Source organism: Prevotella sp. BV3P1 (assembly GCF_000479005.1).
In the GTDB taxonomy this organism is placed as follows: Bacteria; Bacteroidota; Bacteroidia; order Bacteroidales; family Bacteroidaceae; genus Prevotella.
The window spans coordinates 25,645-39,807 of sequence record NZ_AWXC01000020.1 but is presented as its reverse complement, the minus strand read 5'-3'; the positions used below and the strand labels follow the sequence as shown (position 1 = coordinate 39,807).

Here is a 14,163-nt window from a genome sequence, read left to right as displayed (position 1 = left end):
AAAGTTAGTTATTGCTGTCCGGTAAAACTTTATTAAACAAAATAATTTAGGGCTGACACTTCTCACGAGGTGTCAGCCCTTTTGGTTATCTTTGTTTTTACTAAAATAAAACATAACCATGAGCAAAGATAGTCATTTTACCGGACAGCCGGTCTATAGTCAAGTATTAAAATTACTCGACAAGGAGAAAATTCTTCAAATAAGCCGTGAAACGAAAGGAAGCGAGGCTTATGTGAAGCGTTTTGACGGTTACCAACATCTTGTCGTAATGTTGTTCGGCATCCTCAAACACTTTGATTCTCTGCGCGAACTTGAGATAGGTATGAAGGCTGAGGCTCACAAGCTCGGACACCTCGGAATGAGCTATTTGGTTCGTCGCAGCACGCTTGCTGTGGCCAATATACGCCGCCCTCAGGAGTTCTTTGCAAGTGTTTATGCATATCTTTTGGAGAAGTATGCCAAATTTTTAGCGGACAGCCGCCCTTCCAAGAGTTATAAGGGGCAGACGCACGAGCCTAAAGACTGGGAGAAGCTGCTTTACATGATGGATTCCACCACAATAACGCTCTTCGACAACATACTCAAAGGGGTTGGGTGGCATCCGAAATCAGGCAAGAAGAAAGGCGGCATGAAAGTGCATACGGTTATGAAGTATCATGTCGGCGTGCCAATGGTGGTGCAACTCACTTCAGCTGCAAAACACGACCATTACCTGCTCAAAGAGGTGCATCTGCCCAAAGACTCCACTTTAGCAATGGACCGTGGTTATGTCGATATCGCGCAATTCCAACGTCTTACAGAAGAGGGCGTTTGCTACGTGACCAAAATGAAGAAAAACCTTAAGTATGAGGTACTTAAATCCGTTACGTATATCAATGCAGAGGGCCTCGTAACGCATATTGATCAGAAAGTGCTTTTTACAAGAGGAGAGCTCACCCACGAGGCACGAAGGGTGGAGATATTTTACGAGACAAAGAGGCCTGTTGTACTATTGACCAACAACTTTGACTTTACTGTTGAGGACATTGCTGAAATCTACCGCCTAAGATGGGCTATCGAGTCGTTGTACAAACAGCTTAAACAGAACTTCCCGCTTCATTTCTTCTATGGGGACAGCGTCAATGCCATACAAATACAGACATGGGTAGTCTTGATTGCGAATCTGCTGATAACAGTCCTGTCAAGAAGCATCAAGAGACACTGTGCATTCTCGCAAGTTGTTACCATGGTACGACTTATGCTTATGTACTACGTTGATTTTATCGCATTCATGGAAAATCCCGAAAAAACTTGGAATGATTTCCTTGCAAAGGAGATGCAAAAAGCGCCGCCAGAACCAAGTCTTTTCGATTAAGAGGGGGCTTACTTTTGAAAAAATAAACCCCGAAGTCCAATTTTACTGGGCTTCGGGGAGGATATTTATGCTCTTTTGAGTTTTACCGGACAGCAATAAAAGTTAGTCAACGCCTCATGTTGGCATTCACGCGAGTAACATGCTTGGGCGCCACACGTAAGTTAGGCCTGTCGTTTAGAAGAACTTGTTTTCATCGCATTGACGATCAGAAATTTCTATATTATCTGGCCAACTGTAAAGCTTATGCGACAACTGGTGGCTTTGAATCGGTATGCGAAGCCATGTATATGGGTAAGCCTGCGATGATGGTACCTGTCCATGTCGAACAAGAGTGCAATGCGCATGAGGCCATGTTGGAAGGGGCTGGAATCAAGTCTGATAGCTTCAACATGGACGAGCTGATTGCATTTAGTCAGCTATATACGGAAAATACGGAATTTCGTACCTGGGAAAATTGCGCCAAAATGATGATTGTTGCGCAGTTGGAGGCAGCCGTGGAACAATACAACAACACTGCAACCAACAAAGGCTACGGTCTAACGAGCTTTGGAAGAAAATCGTTAGTGAAGAGCCTTTTGCACAATTTTACCTTCAAAAATTATTTATAAATCCACCCCTATATATAATAGGTGTTCATCAAAGTGAATGGAGGAATCATGACATGCAACTGCATAACTCCTCAATTCATTCAGTTTTCGCCAGAAAATTGTTTGATGCGTTGCTCTTCTGCCAGCTTACAAATCAATAAGACACCATCTTTTTCGGCTACAATACAATCATCAAGTCCTTGGATGACAACTTGTTTGGCCTGTGTAGCATGTACGATGCAATTATGAGTGTCATACAACGAAATATTTTCTCCGATGATGCCATTGCCATACAAATCGCGCTTGGTTTGCTGAAGTAGCGAACTCCAGGTACCCAAGTCACTCCATCCAAACTCTGCTGGACACACAAAGATTTCTTCAGATTTCTCTAAAATCGCATAGTCTACAGAGATGTTTTCACACGCACCATATCGTTCGTCGATGACGTCTTGCTCTTCTTTGGTACCATAAATATCCATCATGCTCTCAAAAATCTTTGCCATTGCTGGCACATATACCCTGAAGGCATTGACAATTGTTTTGACGTTCCAAATAAAGATGCCGGCATTCCAAAAGAAATTGCTCTGCTCGATATATTCTTGTGCTGTCTGTAAATCCGGTTTTTCCCTAAATCTGTCTACCCTGAAAAGTTCTTTGTTGCGCAACGAACTGGAGGTTAAATCAGCTTGAATGTATCCGTATCCAGTTTCTGGTCTGTTGGGTTTCATTCCTAACGTGATGATTGCATCTGTTTCGTTGGCGAAAGTTAGACAAGATTTGATGACCCTTTGGAATTCAACTCCATTAGTAACAACGTGGTCACTGGGCGTCACAACGATGTTAGCTTGTGGGTCACAGGACTTGATACGCCAGCTAACGTATGCTATACAGGGTGCCGTGTTACGGCGCATGGGCTCCTGAAGAATGTTTTCAACAGGGACATAAGGAAGTTGTTGACGCACAAGCCGAAAGTATTTCTTATTGGTCAAAATCCAAACGTGATCGGGAGAACATAGCCCACTGAATCTATCCAAAGTGAGTTGCAAAAGGGATTTGCCAACTCCTAACACATCAATAAACTGCTTAGGTTTATCGCCTGTGCTCATGGGCCAAAAGCGGCTCCCTACTCCACCTGCCATAATAACCAAATGGTTGTGCGTCTTTTCCATATATAACCAAATATTGTTTTCTCATGCAAATATAGTGATAATAAATCACAAACGACAAAAAATGATGTAAAAACGTTGACATTCAATCGCTATTCTCAAATCAATATGCTATCTTTGCATTTGTATACACCTTATCTGTATACCTTAAATTATACTTACATCGAAAAAACTAATATTATAACCATAACATGATGAATGACTTAAAAACGATGAACCGTGCGGCAGACAACATCAGAATTCTTGCTGTCTCCATGGTAGAAAAGGCAAACTCTGGCCACCCAGGAGGTGCTATGGGCGGTGCTGATTTTATTAACGTGCTATTTTCAGAATACTTGGTGTACGATCCAGACGATGCAACTTGGGCTGGAAGAGACCGTTTTTATCTTGACCCAGGTCACATGTCGCCCATGCTATACGCCACACTTGCCCTGCAAGGTAAATATACGATTGATGAATTGAAGAATTTCAGACAGTGGGATTCACCTACAACGGGCCATCCCGAACGTGACATCACATGTGGAATAGAAAACACATCTGGGCCTTTAGGTCAAGGACATACCTTCGCTGCCGGCGCAGCTGTGGCAGAAAAGTTTCTGGAAGCTAAGCTTGGAAAAACCATGATGCAACATAAGATATATGCATATATATCGGATGGTGGCATCCAAGAAGAGATTTCCCAAGGAACAGGCAGGTTGTCAGGTGCGTTGGGGCTGAACAATCTCATCATGTTCTACGATTCTAACGACATTCAGCTCTCAACTGATTGTGATGCTGTAACGCAAGAAGATACAGCAATGAAATATCAATCATGGGGATGGAACGTGTTGACCATCAACGGTAATGATGTTACTGAGATTCGTCAGGCATTGGACGCAGCCTTGACGGAACAGCACCGCCCCACGCTCATCATAGGCAAGACAACCATGGGTAAGGGGGCTTTGAAAGCAGATGGCAGCAGCTACGAGCGTAATGTGAAAACACATGGTGCCCCACTTGGCGGTGATGCCTATACCAAAACAGTGCTGAATCTGGGTGGAAACCTCGATAATCCTTTCGAAATCTTCCAAGAAGTCCAAGCATTGTACGACAAACGCCAGGACGAACTGCGAGAAATGGTTGCCCAACGTCATGCAGAAGAAAAGGCATGGGCTGAGAAAAATCCAGAGTTGTCGGCACAAATGCGAAACTGGTTCTCTGCTAATGCTCCACAAATTGATTGGAGCAAGGTTGAACAGAAACCAGGACAAGCCACCCGCGCTGCTTCATCAGTATGCCTGAGTGTACTGGCCGAACAGGTTCCTAACATGGTTTGTTCGTCAGCCGACCTATCCAATTCGGACAAAACAGATGGCTTCTTGAAAAAAACTCAGAGTATGGTTAAAGGTGATTTCAGCGGTGCTTTCTTCCAAGCTGGCGTCAGTGAGCTTACCATGACCTGTATGTGCATTGGCATGTACCTGCATGGTGGCATCATTCCTGCCTGTGGAACCTTCTTCGTCTTCTCCGATTATCAGAAGCCGGCCATTCGTTTGGCAGCATTAATGGAAGTTCCCATCAAGTTCATTTGGTCGCACGATGCATTCCGTGTTGGTGAGGATGGGCCTACTCATGAGCCTGTGGAGCAGGAAGCACAAATCAGATTGATGGAGAAGCTGAAGAACCATCATGGAAAAGATTCTGTCAGAGTGTTCCGTCCTGCAGACGTTGAAGAGACAACTGTGTGTTGGCAAATGGCCATGGAAAACATGGATACACCGACGGCACTTATCCTTTCACGTCAGACCATTGAGAGTTTACCAGAAGGAAACAACTACCAAGAAGCACGTAAAGGCGCATACATCGTTGCTGGCAGCGACGAACAATATGACGTTATCTTGTTGGCCAGCGGTTCAGAAGTGTCAACTTTGGTTGCCGGTGCAAAATTGTTGAGAAACGACAATGTCAAAACGCGCATTGTCAGTGTGCCGTCTGAAGGGTTGTTCCGTCGTCAAAGCAAAGAATATCAAGAGTCCATTCTTCCGAAAGATGCAAAGATTTTCGGCCTCACAGCAGGATTACCGGTCACCTTGCAAGGCCTGGTTGGAGGCAATGGAAAAGTCTTTGGACTTGAGAGTTTCGGCTATTCAGCACCTTATAAGGTGTTGGACGAGAAGTTAGGCTTCACGGCTGAGAATGTATACAAACAGGTAAAAGAATATCTATCGGAATAATTTTGTCATGGAAATTAAGACAGTTGGCCTCGCATGTGATCATGCTGGCTATGAAATAAAAGAGTTTATCAAGCAATACCTTGAAGAAAAAGGTATTGCGTACAAAGACTATGGCACCAACAGCACATCCTCTTGTGATTACCCCGATCACGCCCATGCCTTAGCAAATGCCATTGAGCGGGGTGACGTCTATCCTGGTATCGGTGTGTGTGGATCGGGAGAAGGAATGAGCATGACGCTCAATAAGCATCAAGGAATACGTGCCGGATTGGCTTGGTCACCCGAGATTGCTCACTTGATTCGCCTCCATAACGACGCCAATGTGTTGGTTCTTCCGGGAAGATTTGTTGACAAGGAGACGACAAGAAAGATTCTTGACGAGTTCTTTTCTACCGATTTCGAAGGTGGACGACATGCTCGCAGAATAGCAAAGATACCTATTCAATAACGTGAACATCAGGAGAGCCTCCTTGGTTCTCTTGATGTTTTTTATTTCTATTTACATCCTCATGAGCGATAACAATTATCAATTCGAGATATGCGCAAACAGTGTTGAGAGTTGCTTGGCTGCTCAGGCTGGTGGTGCAAACCGTGTTGAACTGTGCGCCGGCATTCCAGAAGGTGGCACAACGCCTTCTTATGGTGACATCAAGATGGCCAGAGAATACCTTGACAAAACGCGCCTGCATGTAATCATCAGACCACGTGGAGGCGATTTCCTATACTCACCGCTTGATATCAAATGTATGTTGGCAGACATTGACATCTGTAAGCAACTGGGTGTAGATGGCGTCGTATTCGGTTGCCTGACCAAAGATGGTGGAATTGACATCACGACCAACCAGCTTCTTTTGTCGCATGCCAAAGGCATGTCCACTACTTTCCACCGGGCCTTTGACCGCTGTAAGCATCCTTTTGAAGCTCTTGAACAGCTGATAGACCTTGGGTTCGACCGCATACTTACATCCGGACAACAGCCTACTGCGGAAGAGGGTATCGAAATGTTAAAGCAATTGCAACACAGAGCACAAGGAAGAATCAACATCCTTGCTGGTTGCGGCATCAACGAAACAAATATCGTTCACATCGCCCAGTGTACCCTTGTCAAAGAATTCCATTTTTCTGCCAGAGAAAGTGTTTACAGCCAGATGGAATACCATAACCCATCCGTCTACATGGGATTAGCGGGTCAGGATGAAATGACCACCGAGGTAACAACAGAAAGGCGTGTGAGAAACACGATACAAGCACTTCTTCATTCAACAAGATAATCCATTCAACCTATGAAAAAAGCAAGCCTAATCCTATTGATGCTATTGTGTTTCCAACTTAGCCAAGCATCTTTAATTTTCAAAGACAATCAACAACGCCAAGAGGTCCTTCAAACTTTCAATCAAAGAATGAAACAAATAGGACCCAAATTCTTCGACATCAAGGGGTTAAGGTTGACAGATGACGAACTGGATGCCTTGCATTTTCTGTATGCTTACATGCCTCTAGCCGACGTCACTGACTACCCTACTCGTTTCTACTTAGAGAATATTCGAAGAACCTTCACCACACAACGAGCTATGCCATGGGGAACAAAGGTTCCACAGCTGTTGTTTCGCCATTTTGTTGTGCCGCTACGTGTCAACAACGAAAACCTTGACGATGCCAGAAAGGTTTTTTATGACATGCTGAAAGACCGTATTCAAGGTATGAGCATGCAAGAAGCAATCCTGGAAGTGAACCATTGGTGCCACGAACATGTCACCTATACCCCATCCGATGCCCGTACGTTGTCTCCGTTAGCCTGTATGAAGAACGCACAGGGGCGCTGCGGTGAAGAGAGTACTTTTACCGTTGCTGCGCTCAGAGCAGTGGGCATTCCCGCCCGACAAGTATACACTCCACGCTGGGCCCACACCGACGACAATCATGCATGGGTCGAGGCTTGGGCAGACGGCAAGTGGTATTTCCTGGGTGCCTGCGAACCTGAACCGGTGTTGAACCTTGGCTGGTTCAACGCGCCGGCATCGAGAGCCATGCTCATGCACACACGGGTTTTCGGGCATTATGATGGTCCTGAAGAAATTGTTTTGCGCACTTCCAATTTTACGGAAATCAATTTGATTGACCATTATGCCGAGACTGCACGGGTAGACTTTACCGTTGTGGACCAAAATGGTCAACCCGTGAATCACGCACAGGTAGATTTCAAGATATACAACTATGCTGAATTTTATACCGCGGTAAGAAAATTTACGGATAAACAGGGCAAGACATTCCTCACAGCTGGTAAAGGCGACCTGCTGGTTTGGGCCTCAAAAGATGGATATTACGGGTTTTCCAAGGCCTCGTTTGGCAAAGATCAACAGGTGACTATTCGCCTCAACCGTTCGCAGAAGACCGACCTGGCGAGAAAAATCCACCCGTTAGACTCTCTTGACATTGTGCCACCGCCAGAGAAAGCACGAATACCACAAGTGACAGAGGAAATGAATGCAAAGAATAAACTTAGATTTGCGCAAGAAGACAGCATCAGAAAAGCTTACGAATCAACGTTCTATCAGGCTGCTGATGATAGTGAATTGTCACAATTATTAGTGAAAGCGAGAGGCAACTGGCGGGTCATCAAGAACTTTTACGACAAGTACCCAGAGAAAGAAAACAGAGTGCTTTCGCTCTTGAAGACATTGAGCGACAAAGATTTGCGTGATATCTCCATGGATATTCTCGAAGATCATCTTTTGGCGAAGAGCAACCAATTGAGTCCAAGAGTTGAGAACGAAATGATTATCCTGCCTTTCAAACAGCAATTACAAAACGCCTTTGACCCTGCAACAACCAACATGTTTCAGCAAAATCCGGCATTGCTTGTTGAATGGATTCAAAAAAACATACGCATCAACCCAGATAACGAGGCCTTAAGAATTGCACAAACGCCCATCGGCGTGTGGAAGTCAAGGTTTACAGATGCTCGCTCAAGAGATATTTTCTTTGTTGACTTGGCCCGCAGTATTGGTATCGAAGCACGAAAGGACGTGGTTACTTCTAAAGTTCAATATCGCCAAAAAGGCCAATGGATGGATGTTAATTTTGAAACAGAAAAGCAGAAAACAGCTCCAAAAGGAAAGCTGGTTTTAAACTATTCGCCATCCAAACATCTGGATGACCCTAAGTATTATAACCATTTCAGCATCAGTAAAATAGAAAATGGCATTCCTGTTTTGCTAAACTTTGATGAAGGTCAGGTTGACATGGGCGGCGGAACAAGCTGGAAGAATACCTTCAAGGATGGAACGAGCCTGGATGCAGGAACCTATTTTCTGGTTACCGGCACTCGTATGGCAAGTGGAAATGTGAAAGAGAGCCATCAGATATTCAACATCGTGGAAGGACAAACGACAACGCTCGACTTGACACTTCGTACTTCCAAAACTGAGATCAGCGTGATTGGCAACTTTGACAGCGAGTCGAAGTTTGTGAAAGATGCCCAAGAGGTTAGCATCCTGTCGCAAACAGGGAGAGGATATTTTGTGTTGGGCCTTATCGGTGTGGGACAAGAACCCACCAACCACACCCTGCGCGACATTGCCAAGCTGAAAGACGAATTTGACCGTTTGGATAGACCTTTTGTACTTTTGTTCGAGTCAGAAGCGGAAGCCAAGAAGTTCAAGTCCAGTGACTTCGGAGAGCTACCCAACAAGACAATTTATGGTGTAGACAAAGATGGTGTTATCAAGAAGCAAATCGTGGCACAAATGAAGCTGCAAGACAGTCGACAACTGCCCATCTTCATCATTGCCGATACATTTAACCGCGTGGTATTTTTATCTCAAGGATATACCATCGGACTTGGAGAACAACTGTATAACACGCTGAACAAATTGTAATCACTGCATTTATAAAAGATGTGATAAGCACGCTTCAATTAAGAGGTAGCATTGCCGCTTCACCGAAGATCAAAACCAGATGGAACACATGTTTTAAATACATGATATTCAATCTATTGCCTATACCATTTTAAAGTCATTGATATTGAAGGCCAAACTCATTGATATTGGAAGGCAAACTCATTGATATTGGAGGCCAAACTCATTGACATTGCGCGGTCAACTTAATGAGATTGAAACGACAAGTATATCATGCATATTTTCTGAGGACATCCTTAGCGACCAACAGATTGTTTCGGACACACCTCGGACACATCCTATAGCATCATCTTTTTAGCGGTATTCTCCTCCAAATCCAATTGGGTACCAGCTTCCACAATGCAACCAAAACAGACCATCGCCAATCGATGACGCGTACATGCTCATGACGCAATATGGCATGAAACATCTTGGTGGCAACCGTTTTTTGATTCATCATCATGGGATACGAGCCTCCGTTGAGCAAAGGGGTGTCTACAAAACCTGGCCTAAGGTCCGTAAACTTGATGTTGAGTTTACGCGAATTGGACAATTGCTCAAGTGACTGAATGTAAATGTTTTGCATGGATTTGGTTGCACTGTATGCCGGTGCTGGCCCTAATCCCTTGGTTCCGGCAATGGATGACACCACGGCAATGTGCCCTCCCCCATGCGCTGCCATATATCTATAGGCGGCTCCCACCATCCTGACGAACCCCATGCCATTGGTATTTACCGTGTTCAGCTCTATATCTTCTTCAAGCTCTTGATTGATTTTGCCAACACCTGACACATGCAAATACAAGTCTATCCCACCCATGCGCTCAATTAAATCGAGCAACTGGGTGGGAGCGCCATCGCTACATACATCAATTTGGGCAGTATAGATGGTTGAGGCGCGAGCTTGCGAGCCATTGTTTGCGGAGAAATTACGACGAAGGTTTTCTTCTCTCCACTTGTTCAAACAGTCGATACGTCGGGCCGCTATCCCGACAGTCCAACCGGCATCATAAAAGAGTTGCGCCAGTTCTTTCCCCATTCCTGATGAGGCTCCCATGATAATTACTTTGTTCATGATGACAAATATATGACAGATTTGTCAAAAAAACGAAGTATTTCATGACATTATAGATAAAATTAAGTATATTTGCATTCAGTAATCAAAACATTATCTCTATGAAAGATTTTTTCAAATATGTTGGAGCAACAGTCGTAGGACTGATCGTTTTTGGACTCATTGTAGTGATTTTTGGCACGATGAGTATAGTAGGCTTGATATCATCTGCGCAAGCTACTCAAAATGTTAGCAAAAACTCCGTTCTTGTTTTAAATCTTTCAGGTAGTTTGACTGAACAAGGTAGTGATAATGTTTGGGGAATGCTCACTGGAAACGAACTTGGTTCCGTAGGGCTTGACGACATTCTTTCTGCCATCAAAAAAGCAAAAAATAATGACAGAATCAAAGGAATCTATATACAGTCGGGTATATTTTTGGCTAATTATGCCAGTAGACAAGAGATAAGAAATGCACTCTTAGACTTCAAAAAAAGCGGCAAAAAAATCATTGCTTACGGTGACAACTACACCCAGGGCAACTACTATCTGGCCTCTGTGGCTGACAAGGTTTTCCTGAATCCACAAGGCATGATTGATTGGCACGGCATTGGCGCTGAACCGATGTTTGTAAAAGATTTGCTGAAAAAAGTCGGTATACAGTATCAAGTCGTCAAGGTTGGAAAATACAAGAGTGCCACTGAAATGTACATCGCTGACAAAATGAGCGATCCCAGTCGTGAGCAAACGCAGGCTTACATCGACGGTATTTGGTCAGATGTGCTCAAGGCAGTGAGTGACAGCAGAAAAATCAACGTGGATAAGTTGAACCAATATGCTGACAGCTTGATAACTTTCAGCAACCCAAAGGACTATGTGGATGCTAAACTGGTGGATGGCTTGCTTTATACCAACCAAGTGAAGGACGAAGTGAAGAAGATATTCGGACTCGACAAGGATGATCCAGTCAACCAAGTGGGCATCACAGACATGCGTAGTGTCAAAGAAGAGAGCGAAGGAGAGGAGGTTGCGGTATATTATGCATACGGTTCTATCGTCGACAATCCGGTGACTGGCAGCATGTTTGGAGCAGAACACATGATTGTAGGTTCGGAAGTTTGCAAGGATTTGGAGGCTTTGGCGGAAGATGATGACGTGAAAGCAGTTGTTCTTAGAATCAACTCAGGCGGCGGAAGTGCATACGCTTCAGAGCAGATGTGGAATCAGGTTGAGCAACTGAAGAAGAAGAAACCCGTGGTGGTTTCTATGGGTGATATGGCTGCATCAGGCGGATATTACATGGGTTGCAATGCCAATTGGATTGTAGCGCAGCCCACCACGCTTACGGGCAGCATCGGTATTTTTGCCATGATACCAGACATGAGTCAGTTACTTACACAGAAATTAGGAATCAAGTTTGATGAAGTGAAAACCAACAAGAATTCTACGTTTGGCTCGTCAGCACGACCACTGAACGCAGAAGAAATCGGTTACCTCGCAAGATACATCGATCGGGGATACGCTCTCTTCCGCCAACGCGTGGCTGACGGACGCAAATTGTCAGTCAATCAAGTTGAGGCTATCGCTCAAGGGCACGTCTTCGTAGGGAGAGATGCCTTGAAAATAAAATTGGTAGACGAATTAGGTGGTTTGGATAAAGCGGTTGAAAAAGCTGCAAAGCTGGCTAAACTCGAAGAGTATTACACGCAAGACTATCCTGCAAAGGCAAGTTGGATGGATCAATTGACGGGTGCCATGAGCGGCGGTAACTATCTTGACGAGCAATTACAAGCCACATTAGGCGAATATTACGAGCCTTTCATGTTGCTCAAGACAATGAATCAGCAAAATATGATTCAAGCTCGTATACCTTTTTATCTGAACATCAGATAATCAAGAACATCAAAACCACGGTCTTAACTCGCATCGACACAGCGGCCATTAAACATGATGACGCGCTGTACGAGTAAGACTCTATTTAATGAATGAGGACAGAAGGAGATTATATAAAGATTAACGAATGGCTGCTGCCACTAAGTTGGCTGTATGGAATTGGTGTGAGGTTGCGCAATCAAATGTTTGAAATGGGCATCCTGAAAGAGCAGACATACGATATTCCCATCATCTCCGTTGGAAACATGAGTGTGGGTGGAACGGGAAAAACGCCTCATGTTGAATACTTGTTACGCCTCCTTGGTGACAGAATGAAAGTGGGTGTGCTGTCCAGGGGATATAAACGAAAAAGCAAAGGCTATGTGTTGGCGTGCGAAGATTCAACCATGCAGGAAATTGGGGATGAGCCGTTCCAGATGAAATCCAAATTCCCCAACATCTTTGTCGCTGTGGATGCGAACAGAAGGAGGGGCATTGAAAACTTGACATCTGATGCAGAAACGAAAGATGTCGATGTGATCATCCTCGACGATGCCTTCCAACATCGCTATGTGAAGCCAGGCATCAACATCTTGCTGGTAGACTATCACCGATTCATCATGAACGACCAACTGTTGCCAGCCGGTCGTCTACGCGAGCCATTGAGTGGGAAAAATCGAGCAGATGTGGTCATCGTGACCAAATGTCCTAAAGACTTAAAGCCGATGGAGTTTCGGGTTTTGACCAAAAACCTGGACCTCTACCCTTTTCAATCGCTGTTCTTTACGACAATCAAATATGGTAGTTTGCAACCTATCTTTGGCGGACCAACTCGCACTCTCCATACCATTAAGAAGACAAACGTGCTCTTGGTGACGGGCATCGCTTCGCCTAAGCAAATGTATGAAGACCTGAAACACCACTGTCAGCATATACATTCATTGAAATTTCCTGACCACCATCTGTTCACCAGAAAAGACATTGAGAAACTAAATGCACAATTTGAGGCAATCAAGTCACCGAAAATTGTCATCACAACCGAAAAAGATGCTACGCGATTGGTTGCTGTAGACGGCCTCTCTGACCAAGTCAAGAATGCCATTTATTCATTACCGATACAGATAAGTTTTCTTCAAAACGATGAAGAAGCATTCAATCATAAAATCATTAGCTATGTACGAAAAAATTCAAGAAACAGCATCCTGGTTGAAAGAAAGGATGACAACAAGCCCAAAGACAGCAATCATCCTGGGAACCGGGTTAGGACAATTAGCTTCAGAGATAACAGATAGTTACGAATTCGCCTATACTGACATTCCAAACTTCCCCCTGTCCACGGTGGAAGGTCATTCTGGCAAACTTATTTTTGGCAAGCTGGGCGGCAAGGACATCATGGCTATGCAGGGCCGATTCCACTATTATGAAGGTTATGACATGAAAGAAGTAACCTTCCCAGAGCGCATTATGTACGAGCTGGGCATTGAGACTTTGTTCGTTTCCAATGCATCGGGAGGAATGAATCCCGACTTTAAAATTGGAGATTTGATGATCATTGACGATCATATTAACTTCTTCCCTGAGCATCCACTCCATGGAAAGAACTTCCCAACAGGTCCAAGATTCCCTGACATGCATGAGGCCTATGACGGACAACTAAGAACACTGGCTGACAAAATTGCCAAAGAAAAAGGTATCAGAGTGGTTCATGGTGTCTACGTTGGGGTACAGGGACCTACTTTTGAAACACCAGCAGAATACAGAATGTATCATCGCGTAGGGGGTGACGCTGTTGGAATGAGCACCGTACCCGAAGTTATCGTGGCTCGTCACTGTGGCATCAAGGTGTTTGGAATGAGCATCATAACAGATTTAGGCATTGAGGGACAACCCGTCGAAGTTTCTCATGAAGAGGTTCAGGCTGCTGCGAACAAAGCTCAACCGCTGATGACTGAAATCATGAGCGAAATCATTAAGAGAAGTTAAGGCATGCTCACCGTAAGCTGATGAGTGAGTTGACAAGGC

Annotated in this window: 11 protein-coding genes; 9 read left to right on the top strand and 2 right to left on the bottom strand. The window is 44.5% G+C overall.

The features are described 5' to 3' along the window. Nucleotides 1-118 precede the first annotated feature (118 nt). Together HMPREF1254_RS03990 and HMPREF1254_RS03985 are read left to right on the top strand one after the other, a co-directional pair. Nucleotides 119-1,354 (top strand): IS4 family transposase, encoded by a 1,236-nt coding sequence (locus tag HMPREF1254_RS03990; protein WP_023057342.1) that lies wholly within the window; start codon nt 119-121, stop codon nt 1,352-1,354. A gap of 116 nt (nt 1,355-1,470) precedes the next feature. Continuing rightward, nucleotides 1,471-1,962, top strand: a complete 492-nt coding sequence (locus HMPREF1254_RS03985) for a glycosyltransferase family protein (protein ID WP_023057343.1) — start codon at nt 1,471-1,473, stop codon at nt 1,960-1,962. Between the two features lie 80 nt (nt 1,963-2,042). Here HMPREF1254_RS03985 and HMPREF1254_RS03980 read toward each other — a convergent pair whose 3' ends face one another. Beyond that, complete coding sequence (locus HMPREF1254_RS03980) at nt 2,043-3,110, bottom strand: mannose-1-phosphate guanylyltransferase (protein WP_023057361.1); 1,068 nt, start codon at nt 3,108-3,110, stop codon at nt 2,043-2,045. Nucleotides 3,111-3,301: 191 nt separating this feature from the next. Here HMPREF1254_RS03980 and HMPREF1254_RS03975 point away from each other — a divergent pair, with 191 nt between their 5' ends. The 4 genes from HMPREF1254_RS03975 (at nt 3,302) to HMPREF1254_RS03960 (ending at nt 9,198) form a co-directional block, all read left to right on the top strand. Beyond that, nucleotides 3,302-5,320, top strand: a complete 2,019-nt coding sequence (locus HMPREF1254_RS03975) for a transketolase family protein (RefSeq protein ID WP_036880295.1) — start codon at nt 3,302-3,304, stop codon at nt 5,318-5,320. A gap of 7 nt (nt 5,321-5,327) precedes the next feature. Continuing rightward, nucleotides 5,328-5,768: a ribose 5-phosphate isomerase B gene (rpiB, locus tag HMPREF1254_RS03970; RefSeq protein WP_023057353.1), complete on the top strand. Its 441-nt coding sequence runs from the start codon at nt 5,328-5,330 to the stop codon at nt 5,766-5,768. Between the two features lie 61 nt (nt 5,769-5,829). Then, nucleotides 5,830-6,591 carry a copper homeostasis protein CutC gene (locus HMPREF1254_RS03965; RefSeq protein WP_036880280.1) on the top strand — a complete coding sequence of 254 codons (762 nt, stop codon included), beginning with the start codon at nt 5,830-5,832 and terminating at the stop codon, nt 6,589-6,591. 12 nt (nt 6,592-6,603) lie between these two features. After that, nucleotides 6,604-9,198: a transglutaminase domain-containing protein gene (locus HMPREF1254_RS03960; RefSeq protein WP_036890965.1), complete on the top strand. Its 2,595-nt coding sequence runs from the start codon at nt 6,604-6,606 to the stop codon at nt 9,196-9,198. A 325-nt stretch (nt 9,199-9,523) separates the two neighbouring features. Here the strand turns inward: HMPREF1254_RS03960 and HMPREF1254_RS03955 are convergent, their stop codons facing one another. Continuing rightward, nucleotides 9,524-10,291 carry an SDR family NAD(P)-dependent oxidoreductase gene (locus HMPREF1254_RS03955; protein WP_023057357.1) on the bottom strand — a complete coding sequence of 256 codons (768 nt, stop codon included), beginning with the start codon at nt 10,289-10,291 and terminating at the stop codon, nt 9,524-9,526. A 101-nt stretch (nt 10,292-10,392) separates the two neighbouring features. Between HMPREF1254_RS03955 and sppA the strand changes: the two genes are divergently transcribed. The 3 genes from sppA (at nt 10,393) to HMPREF1254_RS03940 (ending at nt 14,124) form a co-directional block, all read left to right on the top strand. Next, entirely contained in the window at nt 10,393-12,162 is a 1,770-nt protein-coding gene (gene sppA, locus HMPREF1254_RS03950; RefSeq protein WP_023057366.1) for a signal peptide peptidase SppA, read from the top strand. Nucleotides 12,163-12,254: 92 nt separating this feature from the next. Further along, the gene (gene lpxK, locus HMPREF1254_RS03945; protein WP_036880274.1) at nt 12,255-13,433 is read left to right on the top strand and encodes a tetraacyldisaccharide 4'-kinase; all 1,179 of its coding nucleotides are present in this window, start codon (nt 12,255-12,257) and stop codon (nt 13,431-13,433) included. Beyond that, complete coding sequence (locus HMPREF1254_RS03940) at nt 13,315-14,124, top strand: purine-nucleoside phosphorylase (protein WP_081699032.1); 810 nt, start codon at nt 13,315-13,317, stop codon at nt 14,122-14,124. Before lpxK ends, HMPREF1254_RS03940 begins: the two co-directional genes overlap by 119 nt. Nucleotides 14,125-14,163 lie beyond the last annotated feature (39 nt).

What these genes read in the sequence shown, in the direction of transcription:
- HMPREF1254_RS03990 (WP_023057342.1), top strand. Translation starts at nt 119, where the DNA reads ATGAGCAAAGATAGTCATTTTACCGGACAGCCGGTCTATAGTCAAGTA.
- HMPREF1254_RS03985 (WP_023057343.1), top strand. Translation starts at nt 1,471, where the DNA reads ATGTTGGCATTCACGCGAGTAACATGCTTGGGCGCCACACGTAAGTTA.
- HMPREF1254_RS03980 (WP_023057361.1), bottom strand. Translation starts at nt 3,110, where the DNA reads ATGGAAAAGACGCACAACCATTTGGTTATTATGGCAGGTGGAGTAGGG.
- HMPREF1254_RS03975 (WP_036880295.1), top strand. Translation starts at nt 3,302, where the DNA reads ATGAATGACTTAAAAACGATGAACCGTGCGGCAGACAACATCAGAATT.
- rpiB (WP_023057353.1), top strand. Translation starts at nt 5,328, where the DNA reads ATGGAAATTAAGACAGTTGGCCTCGCATGTGATCATGCTGGCTATGAA.
- HMPREF1254_RS03965 (WP_036880280.1), top strand. Translation starts at nt 5,830, where the DNA reads ATGAGCGATAACAATTATCAATTCGAGATATGCGCAAACAGTGTTGAG.
- HMPREF1254_RS03960 (WP_036890965.1), top strand. Translation starts at nt 6,604, where the DNA reads ATGAAAAAAGCAAGCCTAATCCTATTGATGCTATTGTGTTTCCAACTT.
- HMPREF1254_RS03955 (WP_023057357.1), bottom strand. Translation starts at nt 10,291, where the DNA reads ATGAACAAAGTAATTATCATGGGAGCCTCATCAGGAATGGGGAAAGAA.
- sppA (WP_023057366.1), top strand. Translation starts at nt 10,393, where the DNA reads ATGAAAGATTTTTTCAAATATGTTGGAGCAACAGTCGTAGGACTGATC.
- lpxK (WP_036880274.1), top strand. Translation starts at nt 12,255, where the DNA reads ATGAGGACAGAAGGAGATTATATAAAGATTAACGAATGGCTGCTGCCA.
- HMPREF1254_RS03940 (WP_081699032.1), top strand. Translation starts at nt 13,315, where the DNA reads ATGTACGAAAAAATTCAAGAAACAGCATCCTGGTTGAAAGAAAGGATG.